This window comes from Streptomyces sp. NBC_00572 (assembly GCF_026341815.1).
In the GTDB taxonomy this organism is placed as follows: Bacteria; Actinomycetota; Actinomycetes; order Streptomycetales; family Streptomycetaceae; genus Streptomyces.
The window spans coordinates 1,716,034-1,734,924 of the sequence record NZ_JAPENX010000001.1; the positions used below are offsets into that span (position 1 = coordinate 1,716,034).

Below are 18,891 nucleotides of genomic sequence, written 5' to 3' on the forward strand. Positions count from 1 at the left end.
ACGGCGGCGGAACTCACGACCGATCCCCCCGCCGGGCGACGCCGACGGCCACGGGGGTGACGAGGGTCGCCCCGAACAGCCAGAGGACGAACAGGGGCACCCGGTTCACGAACGGCAGCGCGACGACGAACAGGAGGTACGGAAGGAGGAGCCACAACAACTGGGGCCGACGTCTGATCACCCGAACGAGCCTAGTGCTGTGACCGGGATGGTTCACCGTGATCGGAAGGCGGCTCGTGGAACGAGAGCACGCGAAACGGCTGGTATTACTGGGGCATGCAGGAAGAGACCGCACGCTCCGCGATCGACACATTCATCTCTGCGTTCAACGCCTCTGACGACAGCTATGTGACTGACCTGCTCTCCCAGGCCCTGACCTCAGACGTGGTCTTCTGGGGGCCGTTGGGCCGCAGCGAAGGAATCGCGGCGGTCGAGCGGTTCGTGCTGGACATCCGGCGCCACCCGGCGGGGACCGGCACGATGGTGCGCTGCTCAGCGGTGGATATGCCTGACGAGTGGGCCCGGTACCAGTGGGTCTTCACCACGCCTGATGGAGGCCCCCGGCTGGCGGGAACGGACGTCGTCCATCTGCGACGGAGCCTCATCGACCAGGTCATCGTCTTCGCGGGGGAGATCAAGCCGTCCGCCTCCTGAGTCATCCTTCCGCCGCTGCCCTTCTCCTGAACTTGCCCCTTCGGCATTCGGGAGCCGCGGTTCGCGGTTGGTCAGGCTGCGGTGTTGAGGGGGCGTCCGCCCCAGCGGATGCCCTTTTCGCTGCGGATGCGGGCGCGTTCCTTGCGTTGGGCGGCGAGTACGTCGGGGTGGCGGGCGTTGGTGTTGCGCCACTGCAGGTAGCGGTGCAGTGCCTGGGTTTGCGCGGGGTGGCTGCGGCGGTGGGAGTTGGCCAGGGTGAACTGCCGCAGCGGGCCGAAGTGGGCCTCGATCGGGTTGGCCCAGGAAGCGTAGGTCGGGGTGAAGCACAGCTCGACCTTGTTCTTCTTCGCCCAGCGGCGGATGTCCGCCCCGGTGTGGGAGGAGAGGTTGTCCAGGATGATGTAGATCGGGGCGACGTTGGGTCGGGCGGCGCGGATCGACTTGAGCGCGGCCAGGGTGTTGGCGGTGCCCTTGCGACGGCGGTTGACGCCCCACAGGCGGTCGTCGCCCACGGAGTAGCAGCCGTGGAAGTAGGTGACGCCGTGGGTGCGGCGGTAGGTCGCCGGCAGCCGGTTTGGCTTGCCCTGCTTCGCCCAGCAGGAGCCCGCGATGGGCCGGATCCCCAGGGGCCCGAACTCGTCGAAGGCGAAGACCCGGTCCGGGAAGCGGTCCAGCACCTACTCGATCCGGTCGAGCTTGGCATCGCGATCAGGGTCGGGGGACTCCTTCCAGGTCTTGGTGCGCTGGAAGGTGATGCCGCGGCGCCGGAGCAGGCACCGTAAGGCTTCACGACCGATGCGGATGAGACGTCCGTGCACTTTCCGCAGGTAGGCGGCGAGTTTGCGGATCGACCAGCGAGTGAAGGGCTGGCCGAGCTTGCTCGGACGAGTGGTGGCCGTCCGGATGACGAAGTCCTCGTCGTCACGACTGAGTAGGCGGGGACGGCCTCCCGCCCGCCGAGGCGAGCAGCATCATCGCGCGCCGGTAGCGCACCGAACTCGTGCTGCCCCGGCGCACGATCTGCTGCAGCTTCTGCCCCTCCTGGTCGGTCAGTCTGCGTACACGCACAGGCTCAGCCACCGCGCCTCCAGCGATCGGATCGGACGTCACCGCACATCCAACCGTCGCGACCACCAGCCCGGCGAACCTTCCCGGCCAGAGCACTAGGCGGCTACGAGACCAGCTTCGCCCAGACGACGAGCCGGTAGGCGCTGCTGAACTCGGGGGTGCAGGTGGTGAGGGTGAGATAGGCACCGGGGGCGTCGTACCCGTACGAGGGCGAGACGATCGACCGCGGCACGGCCCGGACGACCCCTACGTCACGCGGAGCGGTGCGGGGCAGGATCCGATCGACGCGATAGGTGTACGTGGCGCCCCGGGTCCGCACGGAGATGAGGTCCCCCCTGGCGAGCCGGTTGATGTACCGGAAGGGCTCGCCGTGGGTGTTCCGATGCCCGGCGAGAGCGAAGTTCCCGACGCGTCCGGGGGCGGCGGTGCCGGGATAGTGCCCGACGTACCCCTTGTCGAGAACGGACCGCTTGGAGACGCCGTGGGCGACGGGGACGGTGAGACCGAGGCGGGGGATACGGAGGACGGCGAAGGCGGAGGAGGAGGCGGAGGAGGAGGCGGAGGAGGACGGGGACGTGTCGCGCGCGTCCGGGGCGGGATCGACGGTGGGACGGGCCGGATCGCCGGGGGACGCGGCAGGGGGGACGACGGGTTCAACGGAGGGAGCGCCGGTACTGGTGGGACTACCGGTGTCACTGGTATTGGCGGTACTGGCGGGGGGAGAGATGTCCCACTCCCGCTCAAGGACACGCACCTGCTGAAGGGCCTCGGCGCGGGCCTGCTGGTTGGTCCACCAGAGTTGGTGGACGACGAGAAGCAGTACGACAACGCCACAGGTGACGACGGTCTCGGCTGCGATCCACAACACGCGGGCACCCGTACGGCGCCGCCCTCGCGACTGGACGACGACTGGCACCCGCTGCCCCACCCTGGCCCGCACGCGGGGCACGATAAGCGCTGAGGCGCCAACTCTCCAGGCCCGTACAGCAGTACGGTGGAGGGCATGCGCCCCGACACGCCTGCCGCCCACACCACCGAAGCCGAGCGCCTGCTGCGCACGGCAGCGCAGTACCCGGGAGACCGGGAACCCCTGCACCTCCAGGCCGCGGCACACCTGGAACTGGCGGGCGACCGCCAGGCAGCGACGGCTCTCTACGACACGCTGCTGTCCGGCGAGCCGGCGAACCCCCTCCTGATCAGGGCGCTGAAGGCGGCGAACCTGTGGGAGTACGGCCACGAGGCCGAGGCCCGCGCGATCATCGACGGCGTACGGCGGGCGAAGCCGTCGGAGGCGGCGCCGTGGGAGATCGCGGCGGAGACGCTGGAGGCACACGACGAACTGGAAGCGGCGGAGTCGACGCTGACGGAAGCGGCGGCACTCCTGGCCAATTCCGAGGAACTCCCGCACGCGACCCAGTCCCTCCTCACGACCCGCCACCGGATCCGCAGAATGCTGGCGCTGGGGCACGACGACTGGGACGACCGGGCGGACCGCCTGCACACGGCGGACGTCCCCTTGGACGAACTCCACGACCCGAAGCGCCTGTGGTCCCTCGGCTCCTCGGACCCGGCGGAACTCCAGGCGGAGATCACCCGCCTCCGCTCGGAACTGGGCACATACCGCACGGCCCTGTCCCGCCCGTTCCCGGTGGCGGTCCTCCACTGGCCGGAACCGGAACTGGACGAACTGCTCGCGGCCTACCCGGAACTGGAAGCGGAATACCCCACCTACCGAGCCCACCTCACGGACATCGAGGCCTCCCTCCGAGAACTCTCCCAGGCGGGCACCCCGAACCTGGGCATCGTCCGAGCCACAGTCCCCTCCTACGAAGCCTTCGCAGCCTCAGAATCCACCCACCCGTCGAACGCGGACCTGCTGCCGCAGTACGCGACGACGCTGGCGGCCAGGGGCAGGGCGACGGCTTGGCCGCCGGCGCGGGGGGCGGCTTGCTGGTGCGGCTCCTCGCGCAGCTACGGGGAGTGCCACGGGGGCGCGGACCAGGGATGAGTCGGGCATACTCGACGATGAGGGTTCGATATGGTCATTAATTCCGAGAACTCGGTCCCGGCTACGTCGTGGGCTTCGAGCCCGGGAACTCGTCGCAGCATGCAGTCGAACACGGGGCGTGACACAAAGCCCGAACTCGCCCTGCGGCGCGCCGTCCACGCTCTCGGGCTCCGCTACCAGGTGTCCGAACGTCCGATCCGCTCCGTGCGGCGGACGGCAGACCTGGTGTTCACCCGTGCTCGTGTCGCCGTGTTCCTGGATGGATGCTTCTGGCATGTGTGCCCCGAGCACTTCACTGTCTCTCGGACCAACGCCGGATTCTGGGCGGAGAAGGCTGCGCGCAACAGCGCGCGCGACAGGGAGACGGACCGACTGCTACAGGAAGCCGGATGGGCAGTCCTTCGGGTGTGGGAACACGAGAACCCGATAGAGGCCGCAGCCCGAGTACAGAAGCTCTACAGACAGCGCATCTCCGAACAACATGACAGAGTAAATCGGCAGCCATAGGCGCATATAGTTCGCATATCAGTCATCGATCGGCCACATGTGCACTACTTGCGAAATCGATGCCCCTTTTTCATCCGCATGGGCACCCCATACTGTGAGACCTTGAACGAAGGTGACGTGCCGGCACGCTTCTGAGAGCTGCCCCCACGACGTCGGAGCGCCCCCTGGGTTCAGTCGACCACGCGCGCGAGACAGGGGAACGGTCACCGCCCATGACCGATGCATTCGACGGCATGTACGAGACATTCAAGGCGCTCTTGGACGCGTTTCCGCCCTCCGAGGCGGTCAAGCGGCTGGAGCAGTTCAACATCGGCACGGAGATCGTCCAGCAGATCCGTGACCGCCATGAGCAGGAGACCATCCGCGTCAAGGAGCTCGAAGAGCCCCACGCGGTCGTTCTGGGAAACCGCGAAACGTGGTACACCGGGCCACACCCCAAGGACAAGTGCTGGCCCTCCATCGAGGAGATCCTCCTTCAGGGCGGATGGCCGAAGGACCCTGCCGTCAAGAGTCTCGACGACTCTTCGACTCGTGTCGTCTCTCTGTTGAACCACCCTAAAGAGAAGTCGTTCTCGACCCGTGGACTCGTCGTCGGCTACGTCCAGTCGGGAAAGACCACGAACTTCACGTCGGTCATCGCCAAGGCAGCCGATCGTGGCTACAAGCTGTTCATCGTCCTCGCCGGCGTGCACAACGGTCTGCGGCGCCAGACCCAGGCGCGCCTGGTGCAGCAACTCGTCGAACCGAACCCGGCGATGTGGTCGCAGCTGACCGGTCTCGATCGTGACTTCACTCCACAGGAGAACCCCGCTTCCTTCTTCGGGAAGAGCAACAAGACACATGTGCTCTGTGTGGTGAAGAAGAATGCGGCGGTGCTCCGCAAGCTCTTCCAGTGGCTGGAGAAGGCATCCGACTACCTGGTGGACTGCCCGACGCTGATCATCGATGACGAGGCGGACCAAGCGACAGTTGCGACGAAGTCGATCAACCCGTTGATCCTGAGCATCATGGGAACCGTACCCAAGTGCGCATATGTGGGCTACACGGCCTCCCCGTTCGCGAACCTGCTGATCGACCCGAGCGCCGCGGACCTGTATCCGAAGGACTTCGTCGTCAATCTGCCCAAGCCGGAGGGCCACTTCGGCACCGAGGTGCTCTTCGGTCGATATGCGCTCGACGGCGAGGATCCCGAGCAGGTCGACGACGGCTACGACATGATCCGATCTGTGCCGGACGATGACGTGCCCTATGTGCGTCCGACGACGAAGGCCGAGGTCGAGGGGTTCGAACCGGTCGTCACCGACACGATGCGGAGTGCGATCGAGTACTTCTGGCTGGTCACTGCGGCTCGACGAGTCCGTTGCTCGGGAAACCCCCACAGCACGATGCTGATACACACAAGTGTCAACACCACAGTCCATGACAGCTTCCGGCAGCCGTTGGTGCGGCTGTGTGAGCGCACCATGCAGTCGCTGACGGACGAGAAGGCGCTACTCAGGCTTCGTCGCCTATGGGATGAGGAGACCGCCCGGGTCCCCGCGAAGGAATTCGGCGAGACCAAGGTGCCGTTCCACGAGCTGCTTCCTGAGCTCAAGGACGTCCTCAAGAACTGCCGCATCATCATGGACAACTCGAACAGCGTGGAGCGACTGGACTACGAAAACGGCCCGGTCACCGCCATCGCTGTGGGAGGCAACACCCTCTCCCGAGGCCTGACGCTTGAGGGACTCTCGGTCAGCTACTTCGTCCGCGCCGTCTCCGCTTACGACACTCTGCTTCAGATGGGACGCTGGTTCGGGTTCCGCAACGGGTACGCGGACCTGCCCCGAATCTGGATGACGGACGAGCTTGCCGAGTGGTTCCGGCACCTGGCCACAGTCGAGACCGAGATGCGCCGGGACATCGATCGCTACATGACTGAGACCGAGACCCCGCTCACGTTCGCAGTGCGTCTCCGTACCCACCCTGCTCTCCGTGTGACGGCGGCGGCCAAGATGCGGAACGCCGTAACCGCAGCATCCTCCTACGGAGGCAAGCGGGTCCAGACTCACTACTTCCACACCGATGCGGAATGGCTGGGCGGCAACATCGAAGCGGCCCGTGACCTGGTCGCAGCCGCCACCAGGAACTCGGTGGAGACGGAGGACCGCCGGAACGAGGGCCGATTCGTCTTCCGCGGGGTCCCCCACGAGCTGGTCGTCGACTTCCTCTCCACATACGCCTTCCACGAGAAGTCCCCGGAGAACGACGCCGACCTACTCAAGGGCTACATCCACAAGCGAGTCGCGGCAGGCTCTCTTCGGCGGTGGAACATCGCCATCGTGGGCAATCCCAAGGGAGAGGACTTCCAGTTCGCCCCCGGTGTCTCCGTGGGGCGCAACGTTCGTGCCCGCCTCGCCGTGCAGAACCCGACACCAGGACTCGCGGACATCAAGACACTCATGAGCCGTCGGGATGCCGCAGTGGACCTAGACGGGGATGTGACCAGCCTCGCTGAGCAGGCCATCATGGATCGGCGCCAAGCCGAGCTACCCGACACCGGGCTGCTGGTGCTCTATCCGATCGACAGAGTGTCGGCTCCCAGTCCCTCGAAGTCGAGGCGTGCGGCGCTGGACGCAGAAGAGGACGTGATCGGCGTCGGCCTGGTCTTCCCGCAGCCGGCACACGACAGCACCGTCGAGAAGTACATCTCCGCTGATCTGTCCAGCGTCCGTCTGGAGGACGAGGACTACAGCCTTCTCGAAAGCGACGAGTCATGAGTGAGGAGATAGTCCGGAGACTCGTCGAGGAGCACTGGGATGCGCTGGAGGCCGAGCCGACCACCGGCGAGCGTCGCCTTCGCGTCTCTCATCTCCCCATTGTCGTGGAGAACGGCAACCGTCTAGCGGTGGGAGTCGACCACGACGGCTACCGCCACGTCCTCGTACCCATGGCAGCACACCGCAGAGTACGAGCCGGTCTGGACGGTCCCGTGCTTCAGCTGCGTAGAAGGCCCCTGGAAGACGACGAGACCTACCAGACCTACGCGGATCTCTCATGCCTACGGAGCGATCTCAACGACCTCTTCACCGACCTGTGCGTGGACGTGATGAGTACGGCGCAGCGTCTTCCGGAGAATCCTCTCAAGGCGCTGCATCACGTGCTCGATCGCTGGAAGGAACTCTTCCGCTCACAGGGCGCCCCTCTGACCCGAGAACAGATGGCCGGGCTGTTCGGTGAACTCACTTTGCTCTGCAGACTGTTCCAGCACAACACCAGCGCGCACCGTCTCTGGATCGGGCCCACCGGACACCGCCACGATTTCTCCTCCGGAGTCACAGCGATCGAGGTGAAGAGCGGCACCTCGACGAGCGGGCGAAGGCCTCGCATTCACGGCCTCGACCAACTCGAGAGTCCCGAAGGAGGGACTCTCGCCCTGGTGTGGTTCCGCCTTCTGAATGTTCCGGCCGGTGGTCCCGGCCTCTCTCTCGTAGATCTCGTCGATCAGGCCCGCCGGCTGTGCGACGACGAAGGATCGCTTCTCGATCTCCTCGCCGCTGCCGGGTACCGGCCGTCTGATATCGACCATTACCGGGACGTACGGTTCGCCGTCGGTGAGGAGACGTGGTACCACGTCTCCGCCGACTTTCCAGGCCTGACGAGCAGGAGACTCGGCGAGGCGGGCCTGTCCGTGTCCGTACTGGATGTCGAGTACACGATCGACCTTTCCGGCGACGTACCCACAGCTATGCCGGAGGACGAGGTCTCACGACTGATCGACGACTTCGTTCAGGAGCCCAGATGATCGAGCCACGCTGGTACTCCCAGCCGTACCCCCCGGAGGGTGCGAGCGCCGCGGAAGGCATCCGCAATCAGCTCGGACGCCCCGAGCTCGACCTTCTCACCATTCTCGTGCGTGAGTCGGCTCAGAACAGTTGGGACGCCCGATCCGCATCGTCGAGCGAGGCCGTGGACTACCGCATCGACGTGACGACGGTCGGTCCGGCACACATCGGCACATGGCGTGATCTCCTGCTCGCAGGCGCACCGACGAATACGGACGACTTCCCGCTGCGCGACACCGTCAAGCGGGGTCCGGTCCGGCTGATCTCTGTCTCGGACAGGGGCACACGTGGTCTGGGAGGCCCGACCAGGGCCAACGACGCCGTGGGACCCGACCGCGACTTCGTCTCCTTCATCCGCAACATCGGCGAGCCTCGTGACACGGCACTCGGAGGCGGCACCTACGGCTTCGGCAAGGGCATCTTCTACCTGCTCTCCAGGCCGGGAACCATCCTCGTCCACACCCGGTGTCGAACCGACCAGGGTGGGTTCGAGACGCGCCTCATCGGCTGCACTCTCTGGAAGAGTCATGTGGCGGCCGAGGGTGGAACGAAACGCCGGTTCACCGGCCGGCACTGGTGGGGCGACACCTCGGGGGAAGTCGTCGAGCCGCTCCTCGGTCATGAGGCCGAGACCATGGCACACCGCCTCGGGCTTCGCTCTTTCGGCCCAGAGGAGACAGGAACCACCGTGGTCGTCGTCGATCCATTCATGGACGACCTCTCCCCGTCAGACGCGGCGGACTATCTCGCGGAGACCATCGCCTGGCACCTCTGGCCGAAGATGATCTCCACCGAGACCCGTGGCCCCGCCATGCGATTCTCCGTCACCTGCGACGGGGTGAACCACCCCGTTCCAGACCCACGCGAGACCGCACCCCTCGATATGTTCGTCTCCGCCTACGAGGCTTCTACCGGGCCTGAGGGGCGCAACCTGGAGTGCCTTCGTCCCAAGCGTCATCTCGGGCGACTCGGGCTGGTGAAGCGGATCAGGCCTCCACTGGAGCCGAGCCGCGCGGCACGCATGCTGAACATCGAGAACCTGCTGCATCACGTCTGTCTGATGCGCCCTGCCGAACTCGTGGTCACCTATCGGCCCGGCCCCAAACCACCCAGCGAGAACCTCGCCTACGCCGGAGTCTTCCGCGCCGCAGAGTCCATGGACGAGGTATACGCGAAGGCCGAACCGCCCACGCACGACGCGTGGAATCCTCAGTCGCTGGAGCGCCCGGAGAGCACCTTCGTTCAGAGCACGTTTCGACGCATCGACGAAGCACAGGATCAGCTGCTGTCGCTCGGTGGGAACGCCCGAACCGGTGCACGGAACGTCGCCCTGGGGGCGGCCAGCGCACTCTTTTCCGGCCTTGTAGGGGGAGCCTGGGGCATCGGCGGGGCGACGGCCTACACCAAGCCCGGGAATACCACCACTCGTGACGGGCTGCGGAAGGTCGCAGAGCGGAGGAAGGCGCCGGGCCGCCCGGCAGGCGCCTCGGCCCGTGACACCGTGCCTGAGCAAATCGACGGAACCACTCGGGACTCGTGGGAGGCGAGAGGAGGCGAGGGGGACATCACCACGGCCACGGGTGGCAGCGCGCCGCGCCGCCGACCTCGGGTCGCGTACGTCGGCGACCCCTACTATGACGAACGCGATGAACTCACCGTACTGATACAGGAGTTCACGCTGCCCGTCCCCGGCGCACAGCAGGTTCACATCGACCTCGCTGTCGCGCTTCCCGGTTTCGGAGGTCGCGAGACGGACCCTCCCATCGGAGCGCTCATGCCCGAGCTTGTCGGCTGGGAAAGCGAGGAGGGTCTGCTCATCGCCTCCGAGACCTGCGTGATCGAGGGCGGCGAGTCCGTATGGCGTGCCGTCGTGAGACCCGCTCCTGACACGATGACCGAGATCGGCGTCAGAGTAGAGACGGCGGGCGATCGATGAGCCGACGCGTACTCCCTTACCGCACTCCGTCCGAGGACGTAGTCGAGGCCGATCCCTGGCGCGTCACCTTCGACGAGGCGGAGGTACCCATGCCCGACGCTCTGCCGCATTGGGACTACGGCATGGACCTGACCCTCCTCAGAACCGTGCGGGTGGATCTCGATCGTGCTCGTGCGCAGTGCGGACTTCCGAGGAACACGGCACTGACGCTCGCGACCGTGTGGACAGCCACCGGATCCCATCTCAGCGGCCCCGGGCACCGCGTCCGGCTGACCGAGGTCGGGATGAGCACAGTCGAGATGGAGGTTCGTTTGTCCGGCACCGACCTCGGCGGCCTCCTCCTCCTCGACACCGCACTGGTCTTGTCCGAGCGCCGCCCCGACGGTCGACCGTCCTCTCCTCGCCGTGCGGGTTCCGTTCTCTGGAGTGACCGGCAGTCTCTTCGCCTTCAGGGCGACGCCCCACAGTTCCCCATGGCCGTGATCGACTTCGCCAGAACGTCCTTCCCCGAGGGCGCCGCCTGGCATCTCCAGATCAGCGGTGGGCTGGAGAACGCCACCATGGGCGCTCTGCTGCTCTTGGTCAACGAGCAGAACAAGGTGACCACCGCAGCCTTCGAGAACGCGCACAAGCCACGCCCAGTGGATCAGATCGTCCTCTCCGCGGTGTACGCGGATGCGGCGCGGACCATGATGGAGTACGCGCTCGCCCATGAGGACTTCAGCGAAGAGGCCGACTTCCCTGAAGACTCTCTCGGAGCCACTCTTCTCAGCCTGTTCGACCAGCTGTTCCCGGGACAGTCAGTCACCGACGTGCGTCTGCGCCGTCTGCAGTCGCCGGCGCTCTTCGCCTCTGACCTTCAGGCAGCCGTCAAGATCTTCGAGGTGTCGTAGTGAGCCTTCTCTACCCCCGGCTGCTGCCTCAGCAGGCCCGGCGGCTTTTCGACGAGTGCCGGGACCTCCCCGCAGGCGAGCTCGCCAACCGAGTGGCCTTCTCACATCCGTCGGCTGTCTACGTGGCCACAGGCGGTGATCGGGCCCCCGAGGCGCGACTCAAGGAACTGCGCGCCGCCATCGTCGAGCTCGCCGAGAGATCCGGCTTCCCCGACTCCTCGGACCGGACCCGCAACGCCGAGTTCGATCTCGCACTCGCCGCACTCCTTCACGCAGAGACCGGAATGGTCCCCGCAGAGGCCGCCTCCCGAGACGTCTGGGCGTTTCTCGCCCTCGTCCTTCTCCCCGACGTCTCCTACTGGCGCTACCCGAATCCTCCGAGAGACCGTGTCCTCGGGACGGATCTCACCAGGCATGTCTTCGGCCGTCTGTGGTGGCGGGCTCAGCTTGTGCGTTCTCCCGACGACGCGGACCCGTACGGTGCGCTCAAGATCCTCGGCGAGGCCGCATTCGACCAGATCTACGCTCGCCGTGCTGCCCTGGGAGGCAGTCCCCACATGGTGCGCGCCATCCTGCGCGTCTGGAACGATCTAGACCTGAACGGAGTGAGCGAGCGAGACACCCTCCGCGATTTCCTTAAGCGGCTGCTCCGGCTGGCCCCCTTCGTCCTCTTCGACGGAATCGAGGCGGGTTCCCTTGACGACGAGCTGCGCGCGGTGGCCCTGGAGGCTGTCGCATCCCAGCACGCACTGACAGGCTCGCCGCCTTCCGCTCCAGCTCGCTTCACATCAGTGGAGATCTGCGCCGGTGCCGGGGCTCAGGCCCTGGGACTCCAGCGTGCAGGCTTCGATCCGCTGCTGCTCATAGACAGCAAGGCCGATTCCTGCTTCACCATCGACCTAAATCGCCCGTCCTGGGATGTCGTCTGCATGGATTTGATGCAGTTCCAGACGGAGATGCGCCCAGACGCCGTCGGCGTCGATCTGCTGAGCGGCGGGCTGCCGCGCGTGAAGTCCTCGGCGACTATCGGGCGTCCCGAGGACACCGAGGAGCGGCGTGTGCTTCGGGCCGCGATCGACCTGGCCCGCTCCATCCGCCCCAAAGCGGTCCTACTGGAGAATGTCCCCGACCTGGTCGACAGTCCGGCGTTCGAGGACGACCGGGCGTGGATCGAGAAGGAACTGACCGCAGTCGGCTACCGCACGAGTTGGCGAGTGCTCAACGCGGCGGACTTCGGGGTCCCCCAGAATCGGAGCAGCGGCTTTCTGGTCGCACTCCAGGATCGATACTTCGCCCGATTCGCCTGGCCCGAGCCGCTCGAAGCCCCCACGCCGACGGTGGGTCGTGTACTCGGACCATCGATGGCGTCCCGTGGATGGCTCGGCGTGGAACGCTGGGTCCAGAGCGCCGACCGAATCGCTCCCGCGCTGGTAGGCGGATCCGACCGTCGCGGTGGCGCCGACCTCGGCCCCACTGGCAGCAAGAGGGCGTGGGCCGCCCTCGGCGTGAACGGCAACAGCCTCGGGGACGAGGTACCGGGGCCCGACTTCCCGGCGGATGAGAGCCCGAAGCTGACCGTGGAGCAGGCCGCCCTGATCCAGGCGTTCCCTGAGGAGTGGCGGTTCTCAGGGGGCAAGACGTCTCGGTACCGACAGATCGGTCACGCCATGCCACCTCCCCTCGCCACAGCGATCGGCCGTTGTCTCGCAGAGGCCCTACGAAGTTAAGATCGGCCCTATGCGCACGCCCCGTCCCCAGAATTTTGAGCCCATCACCGTTGTCGATCTCTTCGCGGGATGTGGCGGCTTCACCCAGGGGTTCCACGAGTTCCGTCCGGAAGGGGCGAGCGACGGGCCGGCAGTGTTCCACAGCATCGCCGCCGTCGAGCACAACAGGGCAGCTGCAGCCACCTACGCCGTCAACTTCGGCCGCGCTCGGAGCGACGACACGCTCCCTGCGGCTCGGGTCCACCTGGGAGACATCGAGGACTGGAGACCGACACCGGAGGAGCTCCACGCGGACGTTGTCGTCGGCGGGCCTCCCTGCCAGGGTTTCTCCGCCCTGAACCGGAAGAAGAAGGGCAGCGAGCGCAATCGACTCTGGGAGGAGTACGTCCGCATCGTCGCGGCGATTCGCCCCAAGGTCTTCGTGATCGAGAACGTCGACCGATTCCTCAAATCCGACGAATTCCGAAACCTTCGCAAAGAGGTGCAGCCCGGGGGGCTCCTCGAAGAATATCGCCTCGTCGATCCGCCCGGCCAACGGGATTCAGATACCGAAGAGATGCGGAACATCCGCTATCTCCTCAATTCAGCGGATTACGGCGCCGTACAGGCCCGTCGACGAGCCATCGTCATCGGCGTGCGACATGATGTCGACAACGGGCGCTCCATGACCTATCCGCAGCGAACACATATCCGCCGCAACAAGGGTGGCACAAGAATGACCGGGCAGGTGTCCGCTATCGACACAGGGGCTCGCTTCTGGGAGCCCGTGGACACAGTGTTCGCCGAGTCCCGGTTGCTCGCACTGCAAGGCACCGAACTCCCGGACAACAAGGATCACGTTCTCGACGTCGATTCGACGATGCCTGGCACCTTCACTACCAGGGATCTCCATTTCGGACGAAACCCGGAACCTCTGTCAATCGCCCGATATCGAGCCATCCCGCCGGGAGGGAATCGGAAGGATCTGCGTGACAAGTGGTTCTCCATGGACCCTTCGGGAGAAATGCACATTCACGACTGGTCGGATGTGACAGGGATCCAGAGGGAGATCGAGTATCTGTCGACCACCAGCTGGGACAATCACAACAGCGGCACAGGAGACGTGATGGGGCGGCTTCGCCTGGGCGAACCGTCGGTCACGATCAGAACCGAGTTCTTCAAGCCGGAGAAGGGGCGATACCTCCACCCGGAGGAGAACCGACCCATCACCCACTACGAGGCTGCTCGAATTCAAGGATTTCCTACCGACTTCCGCTGGTGCGGCTCGAAGACCGAGATTGCGACTCAGATCGGAAACGCAGTTCCGATCCCTCTCGGCCAGGCCATAGCCTCCACTATCTTCGCTTTTCTGCGCGGCTGATACCTGACTCGCTGGCCGACGGCCACAAAGTAAACCCTCGCCAGACCGAGTGAGTGGGTTTCATCGCATTCTCTGTGTGTGGAGTGGCCGGGGCTCCTTATGGAAAGAACACACGACATGGATGAACTGGTGGTACGGCAGGCGACGCAGGCAGCAGAGACAGAGCTGAGGGCCGTGCTTCCGCGGCGGTGGTCGCACACGCAAGGGGTTGCCGCTCGTGCAGCCGACATCGGATACGTCCTCGGCGCCGACGACGAACTGCTGATAGCGGCCGCCACGCTGCATGACATCGGATACGCACCCCGGCTGGCCAAGACAGGCTTCCACCCGCTTGACGGAGCGCGATTCCTCCGTGACAAGCACGGGGCCGACGAGCGGCTGGTGCGGCTGGTCGCCAACCATTCGTTCGCGCTCTTGGAGGCTGAGGAGCGTGGCCTGCGAGACGAGCTGGCAACGGAGTTCCCTCTGCTTGAGGAGCCGCTACTGGTGGACGCTCTGGTCTACTGCGACATGACGACCACTCCCGACGGCAGCCGGACCACCGCCGGGGAGCGTGTCGCGGAGATCCTGGGTCGCTACGGAGAGGACAGCGTGGTCGGACGGTTCATCCGTCGGGCGGCGCCGGAGATCTTCGCTGCTGTGGGGCGGGTGGAGGAGGCTCTGGCCGCTCAGCCGAGGTAGGGGTAGGTGCCGGCGAGGTAGTCGCCGATCTGCTGGCGCATGCTGGCGTGGATGTCGTACTTGTCGAGGTCGGCGGGCTGGACGAAGCGGACGCCATCGGCCTCGTCGTTGATCGTGGGCTCGCCACCGACAGGGCGGCCGATGTAGGTGTTCTCGTACTGCTGGCGGATCTCGCCGTCGGTGTAGGCGACGATGTGGCGGGGGTTGGTGTACACGCCGAGGAATCCGGTGATCTCAGCGACGATCCCCGTCTCCTCCAGACATTCCCGTACCGCGCACTCGGCCGCTGTCTCACCGATGTCCTGAGCCCCGCCCGGCAGTGCCCACTGGCCGGTGTCACGGCGGCGCTGGAGCAGGATCGAGCCGCTGTCGTCGACGACCAACAGGTTGCTGGCTGGGATGAGGGTGTTGGCCTTGGGGGCGTTCGGGTCGTTGTAGTACTCAGTCCTGCCCATGTGAAGCGGTCCCCTCCGGGTCTGGAATCCAGGGCCTTGCGCCGGCCCAGACGGCGTCGAAGCTCTGAGCGTAGTTGTCGAACCAGCCCATGGCATCCACTCGCCGCAGGTGGAACAGGGGGTTGGCGCTCGCCGGCTGGCCCCAGACATGGGGGTTGACCAGCAGGTCGTCGTCATACCGGAAGAGGGAGTTGTAGAGCGTGGTGTCGTGGAGCCGCACCTCGCATCCGGCTTCCGGCAGCAGGGGGCGGTAGTAGGTGAGGGAGGCACGGATCTTGGCGGCGAGGGTGTCTCCGATGCCCTCCTCGCGGCCTCGGGTGGCGGCTGCGTTGCCGCTCGGATCGCCGAAGCAGAGGCGTACGCGTACCCCGGTGGCCGCGCGCTCGGCAAGCATCTTGGCGACGTGCGGGTTGGTCTGGGCGAAGAAGGTGCCGGAGAAGATCAGGACATCGATCTGCCTCTGGGCGCCCTGGAGGAGGGCGAGCCATGTGTCACGGGGGACGCTGGCTCGATTCTGGTAGGTGCCGATGATCTCGCCGCTGCCTAAGCCGGTGCCAGGCCGACCGCTGCGTGACAGCTGTACGGGCCAGAGGAAGGTCTCCTCGACACGCAGGTGCTGGGCAACGCTGAAGCGGTGCCGCGGGTGGGGCACGCGTCCGCCGAGCCACCGACCGACGGTCTTGGGGTCCACTTCGCAGGCTTCGGCGAGCGATTCGGGAGATACGCCGCGCTGAGCAAGTACGGAGTGAAGTCGCTCGTTCACGGAAGCCATACAAGCCGAGTCGCGAGGGGGAGGGCAAGGACGTCGTGGGACGTTTCCGCGGCGCCGGGCGACATCGAGCCAGTGCTTACGCTGACGGTATGCAGCTCAGCGTCCTGTGGGACATCGACCACACGCTCATCGACAACGCGGGTGTGAGCAAGGAGATTTACGCCGCCGCGTTCGCCGCGCTGGCCGGCTTCGAGCCGACCGATCCCGCCCGCACGGAGGGGCGTACAGACCGCCTGATCATGCGGGAGCTGTTCGTTCGGCACGACGTTCCCGAGCCGGAATGGGGCCGGATCCAGGACGCGCTGGCCCATGCCGGGCAGGAGCGGTTTACGGAGCTACGGGTGCGCGGTACGACCCTGCCGGGTGCATACGACGCGCTCAAGTGCGTTGCGGAGAGGGAGGGGTGGGTGTCCTCGGTCCTCACGGGCAACATCGCTGCGAATGCCGAGGTCAAGCTCGCCGCCTTCGGTCTCGACGCTCTGCTCGACCTCTCCGTCGGCGCCTACGGGGCCGACGGGGTCCAAGCGTCCCGATCTCGTGGCGGTGGCGCGAGAGCGAATCCACCGCGCCTATGGAGCGGATCAGGACGTCCCCGTCGTACTCGTGGGGGACACACCGCGGGGCGTCGAAGCCGCCCTCTCCACGGGCTCTCACGTCGTCGCCGTCGCCTCAGGCATTCATGGCCAGGAGGAACTGACCGCAGCCGGCGCGGTAGTCGCGCTGCCTGACCTTTCGGACACCGCAGGGCTGATGAGCCACTTCGAGGGCTTCGCCGCGCGCTGAAAACGTCCCAGGACGTCCTGGGACCGTCCGCCTACGCGGTGACGCCGTCCACCCTCACACGGCCACGATCGGATCCTCCCCGCCAGTCAACTGACCCAGGAGGCCCGCGTGATCCGCGACGTCACCGGAATCCGCAGGATCCGGATGCTGTACTTGCAGTTGCTGTATCGCTGCAACTTCTCCTGCCTGCACTGCTTCCACGGCGAGCGCCTGAAGCAGGCCGACGCGTTCACCGCCGAGGAGGCGGTCGGACTCATCCGGCTCATGCGCGAGGAGTACGGCACCGAGGCGGTGACCCTACTCGGAGGCGAGCCCTTCCTCTACAAGGAGCTCGCGCAGGTCGTCCGCTACACCCGGCAGGAGCTGGGGATGCAGGTGGAGATCTGCACCAACGGCTACCGGATCGAGCGTCGCCTCACCGAGATCGCTCCCTACGTGGACCTGCTGCGGGTTTCATTGGAAGGTGTCGCCAGCACCAACGACGACATCCGCAGGCAGGGCAGCTACCACGCCGCGCTCAGCACGCTGAACCTCGCTCGGGAGCTCGGCGTCATGACGGCCGCGACGATGACCGTGACCTCGCGGAACATCGACGAGGTGCTGCCCCTGGCCCGGGTCATGCAGAGGTTTGGCGCCCGTCAGCTCAAGCTGCACTGCCTCCGCCCGGTCGGCAACGCCGCCCATCACCCCGAGCTCCTGGTCGGCGACCCGACCGCGTACACCCGCCTCCGTGAGGACCTCCGGACTGCCGGGCTCTCCATCGAGGTCATCCTCGACGAAGACCTCGCCGAGGGCGGAGCTCCGGAGATCTGCGCGCCGGCCGGCGGCCCTCGCGAGATCGAACGGATCGAGGCCGACCCCCGCGGCGCGCTCACCATGTCCTGCAAGGCGGTGGGCAAGGACTCGCACGCCTTCTGGTACGAGAAGGCCGCCAACCACATCGTCCACCGGCCCTCCGCCACCGACGAGCTCACCCTCGCCGTCCCGGACGTGGTGTACACCCGTGCCTGACCGGCCGTTCTTCGAGGCGCTCGAAGGCTTACGGGGAAGCGGGAAGTCCACCGTCGCGCCACTGCTCGCGGCGGCCAGGGGCGCCGTCCTGGTCCCCACTGTGCCGATCTTCTACCAGTCGCTGCGGCGCCAGGTGGATCTGCGGGAGAACGTCGAGGCCCGCCTGTGCTTTTACCTCTCGGCCCTGTTCACGGCCGCCGAGGAGATCCGAGGGCACCTCGCCGCCGGCACCCCGGTCGTCGTCGAGAGCTACTTCGCCCGGTGCATCGCGAACCACCATGCTTTCGGGGCCCGCCTCGGCGTCACCCTCCCACCGGACCTGCCCCAGCCCACGACGTACCACCTGCTGTGCGCGGAGGACGAACGGCAGCGGCGCCTCGCCCAACGGATCAAGCCCATCTCCCGGTGGGACGCGATGAGCGAGGAAGACGCAGACCGGATCTCGACCGCCTACGCCCAGTTCCCGATGCATCGGATCGACACCACCGGGCGTGCCCCGGAACAGATCGTCCAGACGATCCTCACCGCCCAGGAAGGACATCACCGTGCAGACGCAGAGCCTGTGGGAGCACACCCTCACGTTCTTCCCCCAGTTCCTCGCCGCCCTGAAGGAACGCACGTCTCCTGACGCCACGGTCGCGGTCGTCGGCGCGAGCGACGGCAAGTTCGTGCTGCCCCTCGCCGCCGCCGGCTACCGCGTCATCGCCATCGAGCGCGACCCCTTCGCTCTCCACGGAGGCGAGGTCAGCCTTCCGGGTGACACCCACGCCCAGGCCCCCGGCCTCGTCGACCGCCTCAAGGCCGAGGAACTCCACGACCGGGTCCAGGTCATCGGCGAGGACTTCCTCACGGCCAAGCTCCCCAAGGGTCACTGCGACGCAGTCTGGACGAGCTGTTCGTGGCATTACAGTGCCAACCACCACAGCCCGCTCGGCGACTTCGTCCGCCGCATGCAGGCCCTCGTTCGCGAAGGGGGCTTGTTCGGCGCGGAGTTCATGATGCCCGTCGAAGAGCGCCACCAGTTCATCGAGCACTACACCTCGCCCGAGAGACTCGCCCGCCACTTCGCCGCTGGCTGGGACGTCCTGCTCGCGCTGCGCACGAACCAGTTCGTCGAGCGCCCGCACCTCGGCCAACCCCACGACCACACACACCGCATGGGTCTGCTCATCGCTGCCCACACCCCCAGGTAGTCGCACACAACGAGGAAGA

At 66.3% G+C, this 18,891-nt stretch carries 17 protein-coding genes and 2 pseudogenes; 14 read left to right on the forward strand and 5 right to left on the reverse strand.

Annotated elements, in window-relative coordinates:
• Positions 1–13 precede the first annotated feature (13 nt).
• Positions 14–181, reverse strand: coding sequence for a hypothetical protein (locus OG514_RS07795; protein ID WP_266892248.1), 168 nt, complete (start codon positions 179–181; stop codon positions 14–16).
• A 95-nt stretch (positions 182–276) separates the two neighbouring features.
• Between OG514_RS07795 and OG514_RS07800 the strand changes: the two genes are divergently transcribed.
• Positions 277–654 (forward strand): nuclear transport factor 2 family protein, encoded by a 378-nt coding sequence (locus tag OG514_RS07800; protein WP_266892250.1) that lies wholly within the window; start codon positions 277–279, stop codon positions 652–654.
• 71 nt (positions 655–725) lie between these two features.
• Here OG514_RS07800 and OG514_RS07805 read toward each other — a convergent pair.
• Together OG514_RS07805 and OG514_RS07810 are read right to left on the reverse strand one after the other, a co-directional pair.
• A pseudogene (locus tag OG514_RS07805) lies at positions 726–1,734 on the reverse strand (IS630 family transposase).
• 91 nt (positions 1,735–1,825) lie between these two features.
• On the reverse strand, positions 1,826–2,590 hold the full coding sequence (locus tag OG514_RS07810) for a class E sortase (RefSeq protein WP_323181492.1): 765 nt from the start codon (positions 2,588–2,590) through the stop codon (positions 1,826–1,828).
• 135 nt (positions 2,591–2,725) lie between these two features.
• Here OG514_RS07810 and OG514_RS07815 point away from each other — a divergent pair, with 135 nt between their 5' ends.
• The 9 genes from OG514_RS07815 to OG514_RS07860 all read left to right on the forward strand — a co-directional run bounded on the left by OG514_RS07815 (position 2,726) and on the right by OG514_RS07860 (position 14,658).
• Complete coding sequence (locus OG514_RS07815) at positions 2,726–3,730, forward strand: hypothetical protein (protein ID WP_266892252.1); 1,005 nt, start codon at positions 2,726–2,728, stop codon at positions 3,728–3,730.
• A 30-nt stretch (positions 3,731–3,760) separates the two neighbouring features.
• Positions 3,761–4,237, forward strand: a complete 477-nt coding sequence (locus OG514_RS07820; RefSeq protein ID WP_266892254.1) for a very short patch repair endonuclease — start codon at positions 3,761–3,763, stop codon at positions 4,235–4,237.
• A 212-nt stretch (positions 4,238–4,449) separates the two neighbouring features.
• Positions 4,450–6,996, forward strand: a complete 2,547-nt coding sequence (locus OG514_RS07825) for a Z1 domain-containing protein (RefSeq protein ID WP_266892256.1) — start codon at positions 4,450–4,452, stop codon at positions 6,994–6,996.
• Positions 6,993–8,021: a PD-(D/E)XK motif protein gene (locus OG514_RS07830; RefSeq protein ID WP_266892258.1), complete on the forward strand. Its 1,029-nt coding sequence runs from the start codon at positions 6,993–6,995 to the stop codon at positions 8,019–8,021. The genes OG514_RS07825 and OG514_RS07830 overlap by 4 nt, the downstream gene beginning before the upstream one ends.
• Positions 8,018–9,997 carry a hypothetical protein gene (locus OG514_RS07835; protein WP_266892260.1) on the forward strand — a complete coding sequence of 660 codons (1,980 nt, stop codon included), beginning with the start codon at positions 8,018–8,020 and terminating at the stop codon, positions 9,995–9,997. The genes OG514_RS07830 and OG514_RS07835 overlap by 4 nt, the downstream gene beginning before the upstream one ends.
• A gap of 89 nt (positions 9,998–10,086) precedes the next feature.
• Positions 10,087–10,890: a hypothetical protein gene (locus OG514_RS07840; RefSeq protein ID WP_266892262.1), complete on the forward strand. Its 804-nt coding sequence runs from the start codon at positions 10,087–10,089 to the stop codon at positions 10,888–10,890.
• Entirely contained in the window at positions 10,890–12,617 is a 1,728-nt protein-coding gene (locus tag OG514_RS39335) for a DUF6339 family protein (protein ID WP_323181494.1), read from the forward strand. Before OG514_RS07840 ends, OG514_RS39335 begins: the two co-directional genes overlap by 1 nt.
• Before the next feature lie 10 nt (positions 12,618–12,627).
• The gene (locus tag OG514_RS07855; RefSeq protein WP_266892264.1) at positions 12,628–13,977 is read left to right on the forward strand and encodes a DNA cytosine methyltransferase; all 1,350 of its coding nucleotides are present in this window, start codon (positions 12,628–12,630) and stop codon (positions 13,975–13,977) included.
• 117 nt (positions 13,978–14,094) lie between these two features.
• Entirely contained in the window at positions 14,095–14,658 is a 564-nt protein-coding gene (locus OG514_RS07860) for an HD domain-containing protein (RefSeq protein ID WP_266892266.1), read from the forward strand.
• On the opposite strand, the gene OG514_RS07865 is transcribed toward OG514_RS07860, so the two are convergent.
• On the reverse strand, positions 14,646–15,113 hold the full coding sequence (locus tag OG514_RS07865; RefSeq protein WP_266892268.1) for an NUDIX hydrolase: 468 nt from the start codon (positions 15,111–15,113) through the stop codon (positions 14,646–14,648). The two genes, OG514_RS07860 and OG514_RS07865, sit on opposite strands and share 13 nt — an antisense overlap.
• Positions 15,100–15,876: an XRE family transcriptional regulator gene (locus OG514_RS07870; RefSeq protein ID WP_266892270.1), complete on the reverse strand. Its 777-nt coding sequence runs from the start codon at positions 15,874–15,876 to the stop codon at positions 15,100–15,102. Before OG514_RS07870 ends, OG514_RS07865 begins: the two co-directional genes overlap by 14 nt.
• A 98-nt stretch (positions 15,877–15,974) precedes the next feature.
• Here OG514_RS07870 and OG514_RS07875 point away from each other — a divergent pair.
• The 4 genes and pseudogenes from OG514_RS07875 (at position 15,975) to OG514_RS07890 (ending at position 18,872) form a co-directional block, all read left to right on the forward strand.
• Positions 15,975–16,668: pseudogene (locus tag OG514_RS07875) on the forward strand (HAD family hydrolase).
• Positions 16,669–16,776: 108 nt separating this feature from the next.
• Complete coding sequence (locus OG514_RS07880; RefSeq protein WP_266892272.1) at positions 16,777–17,679, forward strand: radical SAM protein; 903 nt, start codon at positions 16,777–16,779, stop codon at positions 17,677–17,679.
• The gene (locus OG514_RS07885; protein ID WP_266892274.1) at positions 17,672–18,307 is read left to right on the forward strand and encodes a hypothetical protein; all 636 of its coding nucleotides are present in this window, start codon (positions 17,672–17,674) and stop codon (positions 18,305–18,307) included. The genes OG514_RS07880 and OG514_RS07885 overlap by 8 nt, the downstream gene beginning before the upstream one ends.
• Complete coding sequence (locus OG514_RS07890; RefSeq protein WP_266892276.1) at positions 18,225–18,872, forward strand: bifunctional 2-polyprenyl-6-hydroxyphenol methylase/3-demethylubiquinol 3-O-methyltransferase UbiG; 648 nt, start codon at positions 18,225–18,227, stop codon at positions 18,870–18,872. The genes OG514_RS07885 and OG514_RS07890 overlap by 83 nt, the downstream gene beginning before the upstream one ends.
• The last annotated feature ends 19 nt before the right edge of the window (positions 18,873–18,891 follow it).